This window comes from Mycolicibacterium tusciae (assembly GCF_002086795.1).
GTDB lineage: Bacteria > Actinomycetota > Actinomycetes > Mycobacteriales > Mycobacteriaceae > Mycobacterium > Mycobacterium tusciae.
Map to the genome: position 1 here is coordinate 65,830 of NZ_MVIM01000020.1, position 18,701 is coordinate 84,530.

Here is an 18,701-nt window from a genome sequence, read left to right on the forward strand (position 1 = left end):
AGCGAAGATGCGCAGCGGAACTCATTGGCACACCGCCCCTTCACCGTCTGCGCGCAATCTGTTCGAGCGTGCAGAGCCAGGCTCCTTGAGCTTTCGTACATCGACCGCCTGGCGCTGAGGAATCAGCAGCGCTAGCCCCCGTGCGATACTCCCGTCTTTCGTGGTGAGCCCGCTGATTTCGCGTAGCCACTGTCCCAAGCTGGGACGGTCGTAGGGAGTGAGCGCAGCCAAGGTCATCGCCATCGCCATCAGGTCGTACCTATCGGCACCCTGCATGGCCCGCCATAGCTCATCTGGGCTGGACTCGCCATGGATGTCGGCCACGACCGTCAGAGCCTTGTTGTAGAGCTGCCGGCATTCAGCCAAGCGAGCCTCGCCCTGGGAGTACACCAGCGGAATGTCGCCCACCCCGAGCAAATGGCGCAGATGGGCTGCCACAGCGGACTTCTCCAGCAACAACCCGGCCCGGACCACGGCGCGATCAGTCCACAGGTCCTGCCCGTCGTGGTCGCGGTTGTGTGGTCGCCAACCATCCTGACTGAACTCTTCGCGGTGCTTTTCGAGCACAGTCGAAAGCCGGTACTGGCTCACCTGATAGAAGTCCGCGACGTCACCGAGGCAACGTGGCTGCTGCTGACCCGGACTGAGCAGTTCGTCAAGGACCGCCACAACACGACTGAGCTTGTTGCGGACCTTGCGGTCACGCCGTTGCTGGGCTATCCGACGTTGTTCCTCGCGGTCGCGGTCGGTGCGCCACTGCTGCCAGCAGCCCTGATCATCACCCTCACCTGGATGCACCGGTCACTCCTTGCCGGGCGTAGCGTGCCGCCTTACGGCTGACCAGCGCCGACCACGACACTGGCCGCAGGCCGTCAAAGCCTTTGGCGTTGTCGTGCCATGGACGGGCAGCCAGCCGCGCGGGTGCCTCGAACACCCAGTGATACTTGGGCTGGCCAGGGTTAAACGGAGTCGTACCCCACGGGGCGCAGCACCCTTGGGCCCGATGCACGTCCACAAGTACGGTTGCGCCGAGCCAGCCCTGCTGGTCGCAATGAAAGTTCATCTCTCGCATGCCCAGCTGTGCACCGAGCTCGATACCGGCCTGGTCGATACGGGTACCACCGTAGATCAGTACAGGACCGCGATAGTCGGTGGAATCTGTCCGGTTCTCGACGTTCTTCCCGCCGATCTGACTCGACACCAGCAGCATCGATGCCCACGGCCGTCGCACAGTCAACCCCATCGCCAACCCGGTCTCTGCGCTCGGGTCCGGCGTGTGCAAAACGTCGTGGAGCACCCGCCGCACGCATCCGAAATCCTCAGGTGCGCAAGCACAGTCCACGGCGGCGAGAGCCTGACGGGCCCGCGCGAGTTCATCGAGGCTGCCCGCTAGACGTACCGCATACTCGACTAGTGCGGCCAGGCGATGAGCCTCGGAGGCACTGGCGCATGGCACTGGAGGCACACCATCAGCACCGAGCCGGTGTGGAGCACCGCACATGTCTGGACCGCCAGCACGGAAGTCTGCGACACGTGCGTGCCCTCGAGCCAGACCGTTGCCGCGGAGGCGGGCAAGGTCGCTGGGAAGAGTGCGGCTGGTCATGATCGGGCCACCGCCATGTTGCGGCGGACGTGCTGGTGCTCAAGAATCAAACGTTCCAGGTCGGCGGTGCAGCCGTCTGTGGCGACCGCAGCGAGCAGCCGCGTGAGCCGACCTGAGGTGGTGCAGTCAGCCGCCGTCGCACTCCGGTACCGAACTTCCTCCTCGTCGTAGGGACCGACCGCGGTGAACCCTCGCGCGTCGACACCCGTGATACGCCATCCGTAGTCATCGGTGAGTGTGGTCGCCGCCCAGTAAGCCCGGCGCACCGATTCCGGCGGTTGCGCGGCACCGTGATGAGGCAGATACCACGGGCACCGCGCATCGTCGGAATGCGCCCGCCCGGCCGGCATTCCCAGGCGCAGCATCGCTGCGATCGTGCGGGCGGCGTCGTCGCCACGGTGCGCGACTGCTCGCTCGTGGGCGCATTGGTGGAGCAGTCGGCAGGCGTGCAGCGGCAGCAGCGGCACACTGGGCTGGCCCTGTATCCGCTGCTGGGATGACGGTGTGTGGTCAATCGGATCGGCGGCTACGGGCAACTCCACCCCCGCCGGGGTGCGAAGCCGCAGCCACCCGCCGCAGTCGAGTCCGAAGCTCAGGACCGACCACCCGTGATTGACCATCCGTGACATGGCCCAATAAGCGCGTCCGGTGGTGTTCAGTTCTGCGTCCAGATATATGCCGGTAGCGGTCATGATGTCCTGCCGTCCTGCGGGGGCTGTGGCTTGCGCCCGGGAGACTCGTTCGGGGTGCTCGTGCTCGACGCCGGAGATTGTTGAGCCGATGGACGCTGCTGTGTCGGTTGCTCATCGGTGCGCCCACTGGGCGGTGTTTGGGGCCGGGTGCTCGGGGCGGCACTGGTGCGCCCCGGCGCGGCGGGTGCATCCGTGCTTGCCTTCGTGGTGCTGCTCGCAGCGGGCCCGGTGTCGCGGCGCTTGTTGGCTTGCTGCCGTTCGATCACCTTTGACGCGACCACGGCTCCAGCGACCACAGGGGCGGCCGGCCCGGCCGCAGCGGCGGCCGCCGCGCCACCGCCGCCCGCAGCGGCCCCGCCTGCTGCGCCTCCGCTGGCCGCCGCCCCGCCCGCTGCACCACGGGCGGCTGCCCCGCGCGCCGCGGTCCCGGCAGCGGCAGACCCGCCCGCGTGTGCGCCAGTAGCGGGTGTGGTTGTAGACGGCGGCGTTGCGCTCGGAGATGACCCGCTATCGGAGGGGATGCCACCGGGATTGGGATGTGCCTTGCGGCCCTTGGCTGCGGGGGCTCGGGTGCCCTCATCGCCGGGTTTGCCTGAACTTGGCATACCCACACCGTCGGCGTTGATGTCGCGGCGCATTGAGCGGCCCATGTCGCGCATCGCCGGGTAGAAGCTCATTGGACCGGCTCCGATGGCAGCGGTCTTGCGCAGCACCGACATCGGCCCCGGCAGGCCTCGATCACCGAAGCCTCGCATCAGCGCCCTGAACCCGAACACCGCTCCACCGGAGAACAGCAGCATGAGCAGCAGGATCGCAATCGGGTGCTGAACCTCGAAACCGTCAAGTTGCCCGGTCGATACTCGGGACATCAGCACCAGGACAATGCCGAAAGCCGCTGTAGCGAACAGCATTTCCAGGGCGTGAACGATCAACTTGATGGCGGTGCGTTTGGCGAACTCACGCTGAGGTCCTGGCGCGACGGCTACCGCGGCGGCCGGCACCAGCACCAGCACGTTCCAGAACGCTTTGAACCCGATGCGAATGACTTCACAGCCGATGTAGCACAGCAGCATCAGCACGACCAGCACGACGCAGTTGATGAAGAACATCAGCCCGATCGTCTCGCCGCTGAGAAAGTGAGCGTGGGCATAGGCATCGCCCGCGCCGCAGGCCCGCATCGCTTCTACCGGCCCGTCGTGGCTTCCTGCCGGTGCGAGCGCCTGGGTTGCGGGTGTCAGGACCGTAGAGGCGTTGAGCGCGGCGTTCCAGGCTTGTGCGCATCCGTCGATGTTGTCGATCACGCTGCCGAAGTTGGCGATCTGAATGGGGTGGCGGATCAGGGTGGTGGCCATCCACTGCGAGAGCACTTCGATCTGACCGTCGGCGTTACCGGATGGGTCGAAGCTGCCGTTGTTGGCGATTCCCAACGACAGCTCGAATCCGATGGCCCGGCCGGCAGCGAGCAGGCCGTCGCCTCCGAGTTCCTTCACCGGGTCGTTGAGGAAGAACCCGATCAGCAAGATCACCAGGAACCCGCTGCACATCACGCCGGCGCCGCGCCCAAAGCCTTTGGTCAATGCGATGATTCCGCCGATGAAGACACAGATGATCAGTGCCAGTGGAATGATCTGAAACTCACCGAGCAGATTGTTGATCGCGACCAGCACGGGCGCGGCCAGTGCGGCCAGCCAGCCCAACCAGGCCGAGCCCAGCGCAATCTTGATGAACCAGATTCCGACCGCACCCACCATCACCAAGAACCCGCAGAACCATCCGAGGATGACGGCCAATTGGCTGTAGGTCATGGCGATTTCGAAGCGGTCGGTCAACGCGGGAATCCAGGAACCCGGATCGATAATGCTGACGTCGCTGCCCTGGGTGCGGATGGCGTCGAGCATCGACACCGTGCTGATGAAGTAGGTGCCCACCGGTTGGTCGTAGGTGTCCACGATCGGGCTGGGCCAGTTGAGTGCCCCGGCGAACCCGGCCGCCACCGCGTGTGGGGCGGTCAGCAGGGCCATCATCCAACCCGCCCACAGGAGTTGAGCGATCAGCCACGCCCGCCGGATACGTGGGTGCTCATATAGCCAGGCGCTGTAGGCGGCCATCACCGCGTCAGCTCCAGCGCCTCGTCCTCAAGGCCGCGGGTATCAAAGGCTTGCTGCAGCTCGGGCTGTACTGGTTGCAGAATGTCGATCAGGCCGGTGCTGCCCGTGTCGTCAATCATGTACGCGTAGCCGTGCCCCTCGGCGGTGCGCAGGTTGAGCACCTCAGGATACTCATCGGGGTCAATCCCGATGCGCTTGAACTCTTCGGTCGCTTCTTCTCGCGCGGAGGCCTTAAACGGTGTAATGACTCGCGTCGGCAAATCCTTGGTGGGAATCCCGTCGAAATACTCGACATGCTGTGCGATGCCGATCAGCCCGTATCGCTGCTTGCGGCCTTGGGTAATCAACTCGGTGGCATCTTCGCGGCCAACGGGAGAGGCGAAGTACGCCCGGGCTTCCTCGGCAACGAACCAACCGAACTTGCCAGGCCGACGATTGGGCCCGGTGTAGCTTTCCCGCGTGACCGCTGCGATCATCCCGTAGATGGCCAACCCGGCTCGCGCACGCGCTGTTTGGCGCTTGTAGAGGTGGAGATCCTCGGTCTGGGAGGTCGTCGGCAACTCCAGGTCACCGGTCAGCCAGATCACCGCGTCCTTCTCAGCGATCGGCGGTATCGGCAGCGACTCATCGAACATCGCCCGCAGATAGTCGATATTGGCCCACATATCCAGGCGCGCCGCCAATTCCGCATACTCCTTGTAGGCGCTTGCCTGCAAACTGTTGAGGTAGCGAACCAGGGCGCCCATGCTTTCGGCGACCCGCTGATCGGGGCGCAACAGAAAGCGGAGCTGTCGGGCGATCTCGGCATCGGGCTCGACACCCATCATGGGCAGCAGGTGATCAAGAGTGCGTTCGACGGCGACTTCACGGCGAAAGATGCGCAACCCGTCGACCGAGACTTGACCGCGTGTGGGATCAAGCACCGCCACCCGATCCCCCAGATGCGCCAGCGCACGCACCCACTCAGGATTGGAACCAGGGTCAAGGATGCTGCACTGATTGCCCCGGGCAAGCAAACCGAGCGTCACTCGCTTAGCGCCTTGAGACTTGCCCCCTCCCGGTGGACCGTAGAACAGCATCCCAGGCACCTGACGCCGCCTGCTCGCGCCTTCGGGCTCGATCAGGACAGGGGTTGGTCGGCGGGTGGACAGATTGCGGGCGAACAGAATCCCGGTGTCGTGACCGAGCTTGCTGGACACCAGCGGAGAGAAACGGGCCCAGTCCGTAGTGGTCCCCGGCTGGCTGAACTGGCTGCGCGGGCTGCGTTCTTCACTGCCTGCCAGCCCGGTTTGCCACAGCCCTATTTGGGCGCTCCCGCGACGTCGACTCAACGTCATGTCGAGGTCTTCTGCGAAGTGGGTTTGCAGCAGCTGGCAGGCCGCGTCGAGTTCGGCCCGTGAGCGGGCTCCGACGGCGACCACCGTCGTGGACTCCACTTCCCGCTCCAACTTCGAGGCCCGCAGCTTGGCGTTGTACTCCTCGGCCGATGAGTAGCGCTCGATGAGATCACTGTCGCTGGACCGTCTGCCGGCCCGCTGGAACGCCTGATCATCGAGGTTGCGCTGAGCGCGATCGATCCGTGTGAGCGCCTGCTCGGCCGGGCGGGTAGAAATGTGCTGAATCCAGTCGATGTCGGCAGGTGTGTCCACGTCATAGACCGCTAGCAGGTATTCCGCACGTGGATAGGCCAACCCGCCGCGCGGAATCTGCGCTACGGCCAGCATGCTTTGAAAGCTGTCCGGGCGCCGGGCACCGCGGATCACCAGCACTGCTGCCAGCGATGGCACAACACGGCGCCACCAGCGGCGATCCTTCTTGCGGGCCTGCTGATCACCACAGTCGAAGTCCGCAGGCACCACGGCCGCAAAGTCGGCTTCGGTGAGCCGGTCAGGACCGCCTTCGCCGTGCGGAAAGGGGTCGTTGACGGCACCGATGGCCAGCCGCCGCCGATACCACCAGTGGATCTGGCGCGGGGTGGCCGGTCGCGCGTTGAACTCCGCGGGGATCTTCGACAGTATCGAGGCCGACATTTCCTGGTACCCGGCAAGGGATCTCGGGTCGTCGGGGTCGCGGCCGGCGACCACGGTGGCCGCCTTGGCCAATCCACCCACTCCGGTCCGGCCGGCCTGACCGGAGTCCACCGGCACGCGTATGCCGAATACCTGCTCGTAGAACGGCTCGATGGTCAAGAAGTCTTCCCAGTCGCGGACTTCCTGCACCCACGCGGGCTCGTTCGCGTAGCCCGAGAGCATCCACCGCAGCAGCCGCCGGTGGTCAAGGCGCACGCAGCAGCCCCACAACAGCAACCCAGAGGGGAGTTGGCGCACCAAGGGTCGGTGACGCATCGCAATCGCGTCCTTGAGTGCGTAGGGCATCATTCCGCCGGGTTGACCGTCCACGATGAACTCTGCGTAGACACCACCGGAGGTGAAGCTCAGATTCCCGATCACCTCTTTGGGTGGCGACAGAGCGGACTCGCCCTCACCGTTGACCCCGGCCTTGCGCTGGGTGTGCAACAGTCCGCCGAGCAGCCAGCCGATCCGGTAGAGCGGGCTGGGTCGAGAAACTGGGATTTGGCGAGCGGCGACCGTCAGTGCCGCTGTCAGTGCGATGCCGAACAGTGCGATGGCGATGGCATGCCCGGAGTCAAGCCACTTGCGGGTTGCCCAGACTGTCGTCGTGATACCGATCAGGAAGGTTGCGCCGTCCCAGATTCGCCACGGCGCGAACCACAACCGGGTGTTGTCATCGATGTGGGAGACATAGATGGGAAAGTCACGCACATCGGCGTATACCCGGGCCGTCTGACCACGAAAGGTGTTCTCACCCACTACATAACCTCCAACTACGTCTCGTCAACACCATCTGCTGCACCAGACGCTCTCGACGCCTGGCAGGCGGTCTAACCGAACTGTCCGGTGGTGATGCCCCCACCGTGCTTGTCCACGGTGGTTTTCAGTGAGACCGCCAACCCGACCGCGCCGAGGATGATGGCCGCGACGGCGACCCCGCCGAGCACCTTGCCCATGGCGGCGCCGAACCCGCGCACCAGCGCGAATGCGCCGGCGACGCCGCCAACGAAGATGGCGATAATCGCCAGTGGTATCTGTGCCGATTCCCATAGTGACGGGATGGCGGTAAGTAGATCCCCTGCGGCCAAGGTCGTTTCAGTCATTGTGGTTCCCTTTCCTTGTGGCACGGCCGCCGGTTGGGCGTGCCGGTCAGTTCGGTGTTGCAGAACTCCAGTCGGTGGACACCGCCGCCGGGACGAGGCTGTCGTCGGTGGATACCGCTGGTGCTTTATCGATCGCTGCCACGAGCCAGCGCCCACCCACTCCGCGAAGCGTCAAGGGGTAGACCAACGGCGAGGGAGCGAATTGCGAATTCACTGCGGTCACGCGGACCAAAACACGGGCCAACTCGCCATCCGCGGGCACGGACGAGGGAGCTCCGAGTGCAGTTACCCCTTGTATGACAAGGCTTTCGTACGCGTTGCCCAATCCGGCGATCATCGAATCAGTGGTCACGTACTGCTCCACGCCCCCGGCAGGCGTCAGGTACGCCTTCAGGAAACCCGTGGCGGTGCCGTAGGCGGGATCGGCCTCGCTCAACGTGCTCGGGTAGCTCAGCGGCAGGTCTGCGCCCGCGCCCGGGCCACCGATGCGGGCCGGGAAACTTGCAGCACGCGGGCCGAACCGCGACCACAGCACCGGAACCCGGTACAGCGCGCGGTGCGGGGCGGCTGATTCGTATGGCCGCTGGGTCACACCAACAACCACGGAATAGACTTCGGCGTCGGCTTCCTGGCCTGCAACGCCCTCCAGCGACACGGCCACGATCGTGGGAGTGTTGATGACCACGGCCGGGGTTGAGGGCAGCGTCAGGGAAGCTGGATCGACGCTGATGAACTGGCTCAGGCTAGCGGCGTCCTGAGTGTTTGCCTCAAGCCAGACCGCGACGAAATCCTGGGCGAACGCACCGACCACCGCGGACCGATTGACCACCGCCCGTGACGGCTCAGTGAGGTCGGGGTCTGTGGCAAATAAGAACTGCCACAACACGTTCACGCCCGCAAGGGCGGCTAGAAGCAGGACTGCGGGCTTTCCAAATTTCGTCAGCGCACCCTGGGTGCGGCTGATCCGTTGCTGCCAAATGCGGCTCATTGCCATGGGTCATGTTCCTCGCCGCTATACCGGCTTATGGCCGATGATCTTCAAACTTTTGATAGCGAAAGCCGCGTCAACCGGATCGCTGTTCTGTTGCCCACCGCCCAGCACTCCCGGCAGTTGCGGAAGCTCCAGTCCCAGCGGACCGTTCGGTTTCGTCGGTGCTGCGCTGGCACCGCCTTCGGGCTGGGCCGGCGGCCGGGACGTCTCCCGGATCAGCATGCGGATCTTGGATGCCAGCACCCGCTTGATCGGCTGCGTCGCCTCACCGTGGACATTCTTGGTGTCCTGGGTCACCAGAGTCGCCTCGGTGTCGTTGAACGTGTACTGCACGGTCGTGACCACCCGGTACTGCGACCACGGCTTCGACCCGCTGGCATCAGTTCCCACCCAGCCAAACTCGCCCACGATCGCAGTGATCAGGTGAGTGCCCGGCAATTCGATGTCGATGACCTGTCCGTCGCCGCCGCCACGCACACACAGGAACGCCGCGTGAGGATCGGTGCCGGCCATGGTTTGCGCCGAGGTCGAGCCCTCCGCGCACGAGCCCAGGGCATCGGCGGTGAAAGAGATCGGACGGTCCAGGACGGGAGCATGCGCCGGGGCAGGCGCGGCCGAACGCGACGGCGGTAGCGCCACGGCGTCGGCTCCGTTCGGGGCACCTGTGGGCTTGGGCTCATCCGAGCCGTACACAACGACTGCCCCGACGATCGCCACCAACACGGCCACCAGTCCGACAGCACCGAACCCCATAGCGACCTTGCCATCAAACCTGCGGGCCCGCCGCGGTTGCGCCGGCCCGGGCTGACCATCACCAACAGGTCCGGTAAGGGCTTGCCCGTCGACCGGATAGTCGTCGTAGTCGTCATCGGCCACGTCGTCTTCGGGGCCGCCGTGCTCATCCTCTGGGTCGCGGCAATCACCAAATCCCCGCTCGCCGACCGCATCGCAGTCGAGTTCGGGCTCATCCACGTCGGTGCCACCGACCTCAGCCTCTGCGGGAAGCTCGAACGCCGGAGCCTCGGGGAAACCGAACCCATCGTCGTCCTCAGCGGCCAGATCGTTGGACCACTGGTCATTGGTGAGCGTCACTACCGTCTCCGTCCGGTGCCATGTTGCAAGGTCGATGCGCTGCGCGAACTGATCTGACGGCGCTGGCCTCCACGGCTGAATCGCTTCCCGGGTCGGCGGGCCGGTTCGGGCTCTGGAATCTGGTAGACCAGGGCCGCTGGCCACAAGGCAGATCCCCCCACCGGTGAGTAACCACCAGCGACGGTGTTTACCGATGAGTCAGTCCATGGCGTCGCACCGGCCCGGTTGCTGCGGCGCCAAACCCGGCGCACCAAAACCACCACCAACACCACAAAAAGCGAGGCCAGGACGCCAATCGCAACGATTGCGACCAGAAACGCCGCGATGGGGTAGACCATCGCACCGCCCATCGCTACGCTGTCCGTCATGCCCATCATGCTGACAGATTACGCAATAGAAGGCAACACGTAAACACATGGTATTCACATCGAGTGTTGACCGATACGACGAACTACGCCGCGAGTGGATCGCTGAGCACGCGGGCATCTTCTCCATGCAGATACGCCGCGCTGAGCTGCTCAATCGAGGAATTCGCCGACGTGCCCGCGACGTCGCCGGCGCCAGGCCCAGCCCCTACAACGACCATCCCAGTCACCCACTGCTCACCCGAGGCGTCAAGACGATCGAAGGTGTACTGGAGGTCGGCATCGTCGTCGCGGCGGCCGTGCTGGCCCCCATTGGATGGCCGCTGGGCAAGCTGATCTATCACCGCAGCGAAGCACTGATCCCCGACCGGCTACGCTCCTTCCCCATCCCTGCATTCCTCTGGGCGGCAGCTGCATTGGGGGCGCTGTTGCTTCTGCTGTACCGGCCCACGGACACGCTGACAAGCACCGTCCTCGCGCCATGGCTGCTCGCGCAACTTCCAGCAGCATCCCTGACCGCAGGAATCTACGGAATCCTCAACGGCTGGCTGGCAATCGACGGATCAACCGACTGGTGGCCACTGTCCCCCACGGCACCGACTGTGACCCTCTCCCTGCCACTGCTGCCCGACGACATGACCGCACCCTCGCCGTTCCGCACCATCGAACCAGCCGACCCCATCGACCTCACACCGCTAGGTGCGGGCGCGGTGCGCCCGATGCCGCGTTCGGCCAAACTCATCGCTATCGGCCTCATCCTCAACGCAGCAGGAATCCTCTGGACCCTCGCAGCCGTAGGGGTAGGAATCGGAACTGTTGCGGAACAGGCATTCACACCCAGCAGCACTATCGGATCGAGCTACTGATCCGTTATCTGTAACGGCTTACCGCGGCGGCCCCGGATGCCCTTAGGGAACAACCCTCTGAACCGACGCTGGTTGGCGTCGGCTCAAAGGGTTGCGGATCAGAACACCCCATATGGCCGGTGCGCGGCTCTGCAGGCATATCGCCTATCACCATTTTTCTACACCACCTAGATTCATCTCAGCCGACCCCGCGCGGCTTCAGGTAGTAGTCACATCCGCAGGTGCATCGGGATGGCCTCGCACGTAGCTTTCCGCTCGATTCATCGAAATCCGTCACCTCAAGGTGACGCCCCTCCATGTGACCGCAGACGGGACACCGGGAGATCTTCGCTTTCAACGTCTCAGGCATCGACAAGCAGGTGGCGTGGTGGGGAACACCGATACGGCTGCCGAACTCGGCTTCCCCTTCGGGGATGACCTCGCCACATGTTGCGCAAGCGTCGCTTTGACTCGATTGCCAGGGAGAGTGATTCGACCTACTCATGTGCAAGTGATCCGGAACTGCGGTCCAGTAGCTCACCGATGTACGCGGGGCGGTCGCCCTCGGTGTCAGCCAAAGCGGGGAGGGTCGACCCATGCACGGGTCTTAAGTCCCCAGCATCACGCATGACCTTCACGAGGTGAAGCTGAGCGTCGATTCCGGTCCGAACCCTCGTGTTGGTGAGGTAACAGACTGGCACCCCGAAGAACTCGGCAATCACGTCCAGTTCCGCACGGCTAGCTGTAGTCCCTCATGAGGTTGTCGACACGCAGCCAGGGTTAGACGAACTCCATCACCCAGGTGTCGCGGTCCTGGCGAACCCAGCGGAACTCTTCCTCGTCGCCGAACCTCTGTTCCGCGTAATGCTTGACCGCCCGAAGGCGGCCGGGGCACATCAGGCTGGAAATGTCGGCGCTGATGTTCGCGCCGACGCAGTACCAGACGTGTGGGTCGAGGTAGCTCCGGCGCACCATCACCGTCTCGGCGGGCTCCTCGGGCAGGGACCTGTAGTAGTCCGCGGCGGTCATTCCGCTCACTGGCGTGCCCTCCCTCCGGAAAATCGGTTGCAGCTACTTCTATTGTCGTTGATATGTAGGCCAAATCAAGCGCGGGCACACTTCTGCTCGCGTTCATGGGGCACAAGAACTCACCTCTGACACCTGAGGGCCGGAAACGGTTGTGCGAACGGATCGATTCAGGTCGACCAATCGCGCACGTGGCCGCCGAAATGGGCGTCTCTCGCGCTGTAGCCGCCAAGTGGTACCAGCGATGGCTGGTCGACGGCGACGTCGGGCTGCTTGATCGGTCATCCCGACCGCGCGTCTCTCCCGGGAGCACGCCGGAAGCCGTGGTGGAACGCATCCTGCAGTTGCGGCGGGATACCAAATGGGGGCCGGATCGCATCTCAGCCCACCTTCGCAGCGAAGGCATCATGATCTCGGCCGCGACAGTGCATCGCGTGCTGGGACGACACCAGATGGCCCGGTTGTCGGACATGGACCCGGTGTCGGGAACCGTTATGCGGCAAGTTAATCGGTACGAACATGCCGCGCCGGGTGACATGGTCCACGTCGACGTGAAGAAGCTCGGCAAGATTCCTCTCGGCGGCGGATGGCGGGTCCATGGTCGCGAGTCTGCGGAAGGTAGAGCGTCCAAGCGCAGAGGCCCCGGCACCGGACGGATCGGCTACACCTACCTGCACAGTGCGGTGGACGACCACACCCGTCTGGCCTACACCGAAGCTCTCGAAGACGAGAAGGGCGAGACGGCGGCGGCGTTCTGGTTGCGCAGCGTGGAGTTCTTCGGGGCGTACGGAATCGCCCACATAGAACGGGCCTTGACGGACAATGGCTCCTGCTATCGGTCCCGGACGTGGGCGGCGGCTCTGACCGTCAGTGCCACGACGCACAAGCGCACCCGGCCCTACACGCCGCGCACCAACGGGAAGGTGGAGCGGTTCAACGGCACCCTGGCCCGCGAATGGGCTTACGTGCGGGCCTACAGCAGCGAAGCTGAGCGCAGGGACGCGCTCACTGGTTTCATCCATTACTACAACCACCACCGAGGCCATGCCGCGCTCGGTGGTGTGCCTCCGGTGTCGAGGCTGTCGGCGGTCGAGACGTGCGACTGTGCGTACAACGTCCCGTGAGAACACAGCTAGCGGCAGCACTATTGCCGAGTCGCAATTCCTCCAATGCCGCCATGGTGACCCCGGCGCCAGCGTGCGCGGTCATGGCGGCCGCGGCAGCCGCTGTGCTCAGCGGCGTCTCTCCTCGCCTGTGCATGACGTCGAACAGCAGGTTGATCCGACGCGCCAACTCAGGGTCACGCGGCATTGTCGCGATCCAACCACGCGCGCCGCACCATACGGCGAAGCCTGCCCGGCTCGACGGTCCCAGGATCAGTCCCGCCGCCCTGGGCTCTGGCCAGAATCGCTTGAGTGGTCTGATCGTAGAGGTGCAGGAAGACCGACCAGTCCGGTATTTCCACGCACGTGCCTACACCACCACGAATCAGCAGCCGGGCGTGCTCCCGTGTCGGCGGAAGGAGTTCTTGCCAGCGCAACGTGGCACCGAGGTCGTTGTTGAGGTTCTTACTGCCATCGTTTTGCCCGAATCCCTGCGGTCGCCGGTTGGTCAGCCCAGACCAGTGCTCCGCGGCAGTGAGGAGTTCTTCCTCTCGGGCACCAAACATGATGACCGAACATGGAAAGATGTCGCGCAACTCATTGGCGTACACCGCTCCGTACACGGTGTCGAGCTGCGAGGAGGCCTGGACGGCAACCATCAGGTTGATGCCCAGTCCACGGCCCTCGCCGACGATGCGACGTAGGTTGGGAATCGGAGCGGTATTGGGAAGTTCGTCAATGACCATCAGCAGCCGATGCATGGTCTCCCTAGCGGAGGTCTTCTCGCGCCATCGTCGCACCAACGAATCCAGCAGGGTTACCGCCGAACCGGCCACAGTGCCGTCGGCCGGCGCCAGAATGAACAAGGTTGCCAGGGGATCATCGAGAAAGTCCGGGGTGAACGGCTCAAACCCTTCGCGATCGAGTAGCGAGGTTCGCAGCCACGGCGTGATCGCCTTGCGCATCGTGATGGCGACCGAGTCACGTTGGCGCGGGTCCATTTCCATGATCCGGGCCATGCCCATAGCCAGCGTCGGGTACTCGTGGCAGAGTGCGGCGGCCTGTACCCATCCCGGCTGGGTGCTGTTCTCCGGGTCGATGTTGTCGACGGCGGTGAGCACCCAGGCCATGCCCTTGGAGTTTCCTGCGGGGGACGCCGCGAACAGAAATGCCGCCAACGGACCAGCGGCCTGGGACTCCCACACGCCGCCGTCGGATACCTGGTCGGCCCCCGACCCCAACCCGACCGTCGACATCTGCATGATCGTTTCGGCCACCGTCAAGGCTTCGTAGGGGCTGTCGATGCTGACTGTCGGGTCGTAGACCGTGGGAACTACGCCTTCTGGATAGACGGGCGAACTGAGAGGGCGCAGGTCCAATAGTGCCTTGGGTCCCCATCGGCGCTCCATGACGTACTGCATGAGGTCGTCCTTGGAGGAGACGACCACGGCCGGACCACCCCACAGCGTTGCCGCCGGCGCGAGCAGGCGCCGGCTTTTGCCGGTTTCCGTCGGTGCGGAGACCAACACGTGTGCGGCACTGCTCGGTACGAACATCTCTGTGCCGCCTGCGCGGCGTCCGAAGCCGCAATATGGCGTTGATGGTTTGACGTACATAGTGTTTCGTCCTTTCGCCTAGACGCGGGCAGTGTTAGCCCGGCTGTCGGGGGACTCGTCCAACGCTGCGCGTAGCGCCATCACCACGCAGTCACGCTGGCGCTGATCCAGTGCAGTCAGCCCAGCCATCGAACGTGCCATCACCGGGTCGCTGGTGGCACACAGCAGTGCGGCGCGTGCCCACCCAGGCTGCGCGGTGTCCTCCGGGTCGGCGTTGTCCACCGCAGCGCGTACCCAGTGCTCACCTTCGCCGCAGCCCACCGGGCCCGCAGCGAACAGAATCACAGCCAGCGGGAGGACCGCGCGTACCTCCCAAATGGTTGCCCCCGACTGCTTACCTAAGCCGTCTTTGCCGAGTTTGAGCAGACCGTGCGCAAGGTCAAGTGCTGAATCCATGCTGGACAGAGACGCGACCGCTTCACCCCACGACATGACTACACAGTGACATATTCAGTCATAAGTAGTCAATGCGAACGCACCACGTAAACGGTCGTGTGGGTGAGTGCGCTCACCGACGACGGAGGTGCGGCCAAGACGCGGCGCTACGTCCGCACCAGCATGGTCACGACGACCGCTGCGGTGTCGCGGCGGACTGGGCAATCATCGTGTGCAACAACGCGTTCAGGACTACGCGCGCAAGCCGTCCTCGGTGCGGTCCACTCTCACGTCGTGGCGGCGGTCGACAGCGCCGACACCAGCGCGCGGGCCATATCGTCGTCGGTGACATCGAACGCGGACAGGTCCGCAGCGGCAAGCTCCCTCAAGCCCGCAGAGCCCAGCGTGCGCAGCCTGCGGGCGCGTTCCCGCTTGCATGCCAAGACCACCTTGCGGGCGTAGCGACCGTTGCCCGCGGCGTCGAGAGCTGTGCCCTCCTTGGCGGGAATGGCGCGAAGACGATCCGTTTCTTGCCGCAGTATCTCCCACGCACTCTCGGCAACGGTGATCTTTTCCTGATCCGCGATTGACCGGCCAATAGCGACGATCTCGTCAGCGTTGTAGCTGTCGAACGTCAACGTGAAGTGGAACCTGCCCGCGAGACCGGGATTGGTTGCCATGAACCGGCGCATCTCGACCGGGTACCCCGCCACGATGACCACGAGCTGGTCGCGGTAGTCCTCCATGTACTTGAGCAACGTGTTGATGGCGTCCTTGCCGAAAGAATGCCCCTCCGTTTCAGGCGCGAGCCGGTAGGCCTCATCGATGAACAGAACCCCGCCGAGCGCTTCTTCGCAAATGTCGCGCATCTTCTCAGCGGTCTGCGAGACATAGCCGACCACGATGTCTTCCTCGGTCACTTCCAGTGGCTTAGGACGATCGATTTTCCCCAGCCCGAACAGGATTTCGGCGACAATCCGCGCATAGCTTGTTTTCGCTGTGCCCGGTGGACCTTCAAAGACCATGTGGTTCTCATTGGCGGTGCCGACCTCCTGCCCTTGCTCTGCAAGAAGAAGATCAATCTCTATCTCCGTGCGCCACACGGCGATCTGTTCCTTCGGCCCCTCCAGGCCGATGAACGCCGCCAGCCGCTCCTCCGCGCGGGCGAGCACTTCCTGTCGCGTGGCATCACGGTCGGCTTGGTCGCGCGCAGCACGGCTGGTGCCAGTCGCCGCGTCCCACTTGTCGGTACGGGAGGCGATCGTCTCCGGGTCGGTGACCTCTAAGCCGAACGTGCGATCGTTGAGAGCGACTTGAGCGCGCTCGAAATCCGGCCATTGCACGCGTATTCCGGTCAACACAGACTCGGATTCCTCATCCTCGCCCTGATAGCGAAGCACCAAGGCGCGACAAAACAGTGCGTCTCGCGTGAGCACATCCTTGATGCCCACTCCTCGCGCGCCCAGCCCGTCGGTAGAAGTTGGCTTGCCGTCTATCACGCGTTGCGCAGCCTGCAGCGCAGGTTGCATCAGCCCCAGGCTGGCCGCCGCCCACGCCTCCAGCAGACTCGCCGCCCGCGCCAGATACGTGTCCCGAGGATTTTGGGTGCACACACCGACTGCCGTCAGCACGTCGGGCCAGCGCTGGGTCTTGGTCGCCAAACATGCGCGCACGTACCCGGTTTCGGGACTATCGGCCGGCAACCGGTCGAGTATGGCGCTAGCCTGTTGGAACTCATTCGAGGCGATCAGTGCGGCCGCGTAGGCCAACTGGGCGGTGATCTGATCAGCGATCGGAAAGCGCGCGTACTCGATTTCGAAGAATGCGCCCATATTGGCCGGGCCCAGCTGGAGCCTGCTTAACCCCTCACCCAGCCGATCGGCATTCGCAGAAAGCTTGGACAGCACCGCCAATGTGCGCTCTCCGGTGGCGTAACGGCCCAACCATCCATCCGCCAGTTCGGGATCGTCTTGGGTAGCAAGAACGAAGACTTGCGCTGCTCGCTCAGGAGCCGAACCCATGACCTTCATCGCTGCGCGCAGGGCATCCAGAGAGCGCTGACTGATCATGTGCGCACGACCAAGTGAGACAGAAACTGTGCCTCATTGCGCGGACGCATGATGCTGAGTCGGACTCCCTGCACACTCGGGGTGCCGAGTACGAGTTCATCGCCGGACTGCTGCACCAACGTCACGTCTGCACTCGGTTCGGCGACGTCGGTGAGCGTGATCAGGGTGTGTCCACGCTCGCCGGCTGTGAGGCCGTGCCCGATGCCGTCAGCGACGATGACGTTCGGAGGGCGCACAGGCTCGCGATCACTGGCGAGGCTGATGCGATGGGCGTTGTCGAGCAGTGGCTGCCATACCTGGGGGCGCTCGGTGTGAATCAGGATGACCGATCCAGCGGCGCTGGCCCTCAACAGCAACGGAATCACGGCGTCCAAGGACGCGCTGACCGATATCGTGCTGGCTCGCAACGGGTCAGTCAGTGGCATCAGGAACGGAACACCTGTGACCGTCATGCCGAGCATCGGACCGCTGGGCCCCACCGGCACTTTCAGCTCGGCCGGATTGGTCAGACGCCGCGGCGACATCTCCAGGCGCAATGCCCGATCACCGAGCGGCAGACTCGCGAGAAGAGAGTCAAAGCACTGCCCGATAATGGGCCGCAGTGTCAGCAGGGGCGGATGCGGTAACGGCGCAGCTGTATGGAAACGGACCACCGCCCCGGCAGCGACGACGCCGGCCCGATCGGCGGTCAGGCGGATCGAGGTGACCGTGGCATCGGAACGCACGGTCCACACATCGTTGAGCACACGCGTAGTGAGGTCGTTGCCCGCGATCCGATATGTCGTGACGTACTGCGACACCGTATCCAGATAGCCCCAGCCCTCGCGAATCCGCTCCAGCTCTGCGCCAGCCAGGAGCGCCTTAGTGGACTGGTCCACCTGATCGGCAGTGCAGGTGATTGCCCGGCAGCCCGCTCGCAACACCGACTGGCGGACCCGCTCGGTGGCCGCCGCTGCTGCGGCCGCCGCATCACCTCGATACATCATTGCCGCCAGGCATGCTTGTGGGCACAGTCGCAGCACCAGCCACGTGCGCCGTTCCCCGACAGCTGCTCGGTCGGCAATGATTTCCTCATACTTTGGGGTGTAACGCCCATCAAGAGCCACCCGGGCACCTGCTGAAACGATGTCGGCAGAATGCAGCTCCAGGCCGGCGAACTGATGGAGCTGGTCGATGACGGCTTGAACGGGAACCAAGCTGGTGGTCTCAGCGCCCGCGGGCACCAGCACCGTCGGTGCAAAAGGCTTGCCGTGCAACGCAATCATGGTGATCGCATACTGTCCGTCCCAGCGCATGCCGACCGCCCCGGCCCCCGGCATGTCGACGGTGAACGCGGGCGAAATCCCTGCTCGCCGTAAGTGAGCCCTGGTGTTGCGCCGAAAATAGGCGTAGCGCAGCGCGCGGACAAGCCATTCCCACGCGGTGGCACCGTTATAGCTGAGGGTGACCACGAGCAGCGCTGCTACCGCAATCAGTACCGCCACCCACCACAGCACTGGGGTGATAGCGGCCAGAACAGCCAGCGCGATTATCTCGGCAGTAACGACCAGGGCGAGCCGAAAGTCCAAGCGCCACCGCCGGATCTGCTCGCTCAAGCCGGCTTTCGGGCCGGGAATATGCTCGTCTAACATCACCATCGGA

General features: G+C 64.4%; 16 protein-coding genes. 2 read left to right on the forward strand and 14 right to left on the reverse strand.

Going from position 1 to position 18,701, the window contains the following annotated elements; genetic code table 11:
* Nucleotides 1-21 precede the first annotated feature (21 nt).
* The 9 genes from BST47_RS30525 to BST47_RS26325 form a co-directional block, all read right to left on the reverse strand.
* The gene (locus tag BST47_RS30525; RefSeq protein WP_083128781.1) at nt 22-798 is read right to left on the reverse strand and encodes a hypothetical protein; all 777 of its coding nucleotides are present in this window, start codon (nt 796-798) and stop codon (nt 22-24) included.
* Nucleotides 785-1,306, reverse strand: a complete 522-nt coding sequence (locus tag BST47_RS26290) for an ASCH domain-containing protein (RefSeq protein WP_083128783.1) — start codon at nt 1,304-1,306, stop codon at nt 785-787. The genes BST47_RS30525 and BST47_RS26290 overlap by 14 nt, the downstream gene beginning before the upstream one ends.
* A 293-nt stretch (nt 1,307-1,599) precedes the next feature.
* Nucleotides 1,600-2,295 carry a hypothetical protein gene (locus tag BST47_RS26295; RefSeq protein ID WP_083128785.1) on the reverse strand — a complete coding sequence of 232 codons (696 nt, stop codon included), beginning with the start codon at nt 2,293-2,295 and terminating at the stop codon, nt 1,600-1,602.
* Nucleotides 2,292-4,403, reverse strand: coding sequence for a hypothetical protein (locus BST47_RS30805; RefSeq protein WP_159229581.1), 2,112 nt, complete (start codon nt 4,401-4,403; stop codon nt 2,292-2,294). The genes BST47_RS26295 and BST47_RS30805 overlap by 4 nt, the downstream gene beginning before the upstream one ends.
* Nucleotides 4,403-7,234, reverse strand: coding sequence for an ATP-binding protein (locus BST47_RS26305; RefSeq protein WP_083128790.1), 2,832 nt, complete (start codon nt 7,232-7,234; stop codon nt 4,403-4,405). The genes BST47_RS30805 and BST47_RS26305 overlap by 1 nt, the downstream gene beginning before the upstream one ends.
* Nucleotides 7,235-7,305: 71 nt before the next feature.
* A complete protein-coding gene (locus tag BST47_RS26310) occupies nt 7,306-7,578 on the reverse strand; it encodes a hypothetical protein (RefSeq protein WP_046364557.1) in 273 nt (90 codons plus the stop codon).
* A gap of 46 nt (nt 7,579-7,624) precedes the next feature.
* Nucleotides 7,625-8,566 carry a conjugal transfer protein gene (locus tag BST47_RS26315; protein ID WP_234809874.1) on the reverse strand — a complete coding sequence of 314 codons (942 nt, stop codon included), beginning with the start codon at nt 8,564-8,566 and terminating at the stop codon, nt 7,625-7,627.
* 24 nt (nt 8,567-8,590) lie between these two features.
* Nucleotides 8,591-9,661 (reverse strand): hypothetical protein, encoded by a 1,071-nt coding sequence (locus tag BST47_RS26320; protein ID WP_083128794.1) that lies wholly within the window; start codon nt 9,659-9,661, stop codon nt 8,591-8,593.
* On the reverse strand, nt 9,661-10,038 hold the full coding sequence (locus BST47_RS26325) for a hypothetical protein (protein ID WP_083128796.1): 378 nt from the start codon (nt 10,036-10,038) through the stop codon (nt 9,661-9,663). The genes BST47_RS26320 and BST47_RS26325 overlap by 1 nt, the downstream gene beginning before the upstream one ends.
* A gap of 38 nt (nt 10,039-10,076) precedes the next feature.
* Between BST47_RS26325 and BST47_RS26330 the strand changes: the two genes are divergently transcribed.
* The gene (locus BST47_RS26330; protein ID WP_068920311.1) at nt 10,077-10,892 is read left to right on the forward strand and encodes a hypothetical protein; all 816 of its coding nucleotides are present in this window, start codon (nt 10,077-10,079) and stop codon (nt 10,890-10,892) included.
* 759 nt (nt 10,893-11,651) lie between these two features.
* Here the strand turns inward: BST47_RS26330 and BST47_RS26340 are convergent.
* Nucleotides 11,652-11,909, reverse strand: a complete 258-nt coding sequence (locus BST47_RS26340) for a hypothetical protein (RefSeq protein ID WP_133056246.1) — start codon at nt 11,907-11,909, stop codon at nt 11,652-11,654.
* Nucleotides 11,910-12,004: 95 nt separating this feature from the next.
* Between BST47_RS26340 and BST47_RS26345 the strand changes: the two genes are divergently transcribed.
* Nucleotides 12,005-13,021 (forward strand): IS481 family transposase, encoded by a 1,017-nt coding sequence (locus tag BST47_RS26345; protein WP_083128809.1) that lies wholly within the window; start codon nt 12,005-12,007, stop codon nt 13,019-13,021.
* A 176-nt stretch (nt 13,022-13,197) separates the two neighbouring features.
* Here BST47_RS26345 and BST47_RS26350 read toward each other — a convergent pair whose 3' ends face one another.
* From BST47_RS26350 to eccE, 4 genes are all read right to left on the reverse strand, one after another.
* Entirely contained in the window at nt 13,198-14,616 is a 1,419-nt protein-coding gene (locus BST47_RS26350) for a type IV secretory system conjugative DNA transfer family protein (RefSeq protein ID WP_068920309.1), read from the reverse strand.
* Nucleotides 14,617-14,634: 18 nt separating this feature from the next.
* Nucleotides 14,635-15,048: a hypothetical protein gene (locus tag BST47_RS26355; RefSeq protein WP_068920308.1), complete on the reverse strand. Its 414-nt coding sequence runs from the start codon at nt 15,046-15,048 to the stop codon at nt 14,635-14,637.
* A 230-nt stretch (nt 15,049-15,278) separates the two neighbouring features.
* On the reverse strand, nt 15,279-17,060 hold the full coding sequence (locus BST47_RS26360; RefSeq protein WP_083128810.1) for an AAA family ATPase: 1,782 nt from the start codon (nt 17,058-17,060) through the stop codon (nt 15,279-15,281).
* Entirely contained in the window at nt 17,057-18,691 is a 1,635-nt protein-coding gene (gene eccE, locus BST47_RS26365) for a type VII secretion protein EccE (RefSeq protein WP_234809875.1), read from the reverse strand. The genes BST47_RS26360 and eccE overlap by 4 nt, the downstream gene beginning before the upstream one ends.
* Nucleotides 18,692-18,701: the final 10 nt, after the last annotated feature.

What these genes read in the sequence shown, in the direction of transcription:
- BST47_RS26295 (WP_083128785.1), bottom strand. Translation starts at nt 2,295, where the DNA reads ATGACCGCTACCGGCATATATCTGGACGCAGAACTGAACACCACCGGA.
- BST47_RS30805 (WP_159229581.1), bottom strand. Translation starts at nt 4,403, where the DNA reads ATGGCCGCCTACAGCGCCTGGCTATATGAGCACCCACGTATCCGGCGG.
- BST47_RS26310 (WP_046364557.1), bottom strand. Translation starts at nt 7,578, where the DNA reads ATGACTGAAACGACCTTGGCCGCAGGGGATCTACTTACCGCCATCCCG.
- BST47_RS26315 (WP_234809874.1), bottom strand. Translation starts at nt 8,566, where the DNA reads ATGAGCCGCATTTGGCAGCAACGGATCAGCCGCACCCAGGGTGCGCTG.
- BST47_RS26325 (WP_083128796.1), bottom strand. Translation starts at nt 10,038, where the DNA reads ATGATGGGCATGACGGACAGCGTAGCGATGGGCGGTGCGATGGTCTAC.
- BST47_RS26330 (WP_068920311.1), top strand. Translation starts at nt 10,077, where the DNA reads ATGGTATTCACATCGAGTGTTGACCGATACGACGAACTACGCCGCGAG.
- BST47_RS26345 (WP_083128809.1), top strand. Translation starts at nt 12,005, where the DNA reads ATGGGGCACAAGAACTCACCTCTGACACCTGAGGGCCGGAAACGGTTG.
- BST47_RS26350 (WP_068920309.1), bottom strand. Translation starts at nt 14,616, where the DNA reads ATGTACGTCAAACCATCAACGCCATATTGCGGCTTCGGACGCCGCGCA.
- BST47_RS26355 (WP_068920308.1), bottom strand. Translation starts at nt 15,048, where the DNA reads ATGTCGTGGGGTGAAGCGGTCGCGTCTCTGTCCAGCATGGATTCAGCA.
- BST47_RS26360 (WP_083128810.1), bottom strand. Translation starts at nt 17,060, where the DNA reads ATGATCAGTCAGCGCTCTCTGGATGCCCTGCGCGCAGCGATGAAGGTC.
- eccE (WP_234809875.1), bottom strand. Translation starts at nt 18,691, where the DNA reads ATGTTAGACGAGCATATTCCCGGCCCGAAAGCCGGCTTGAGCGAGCAG.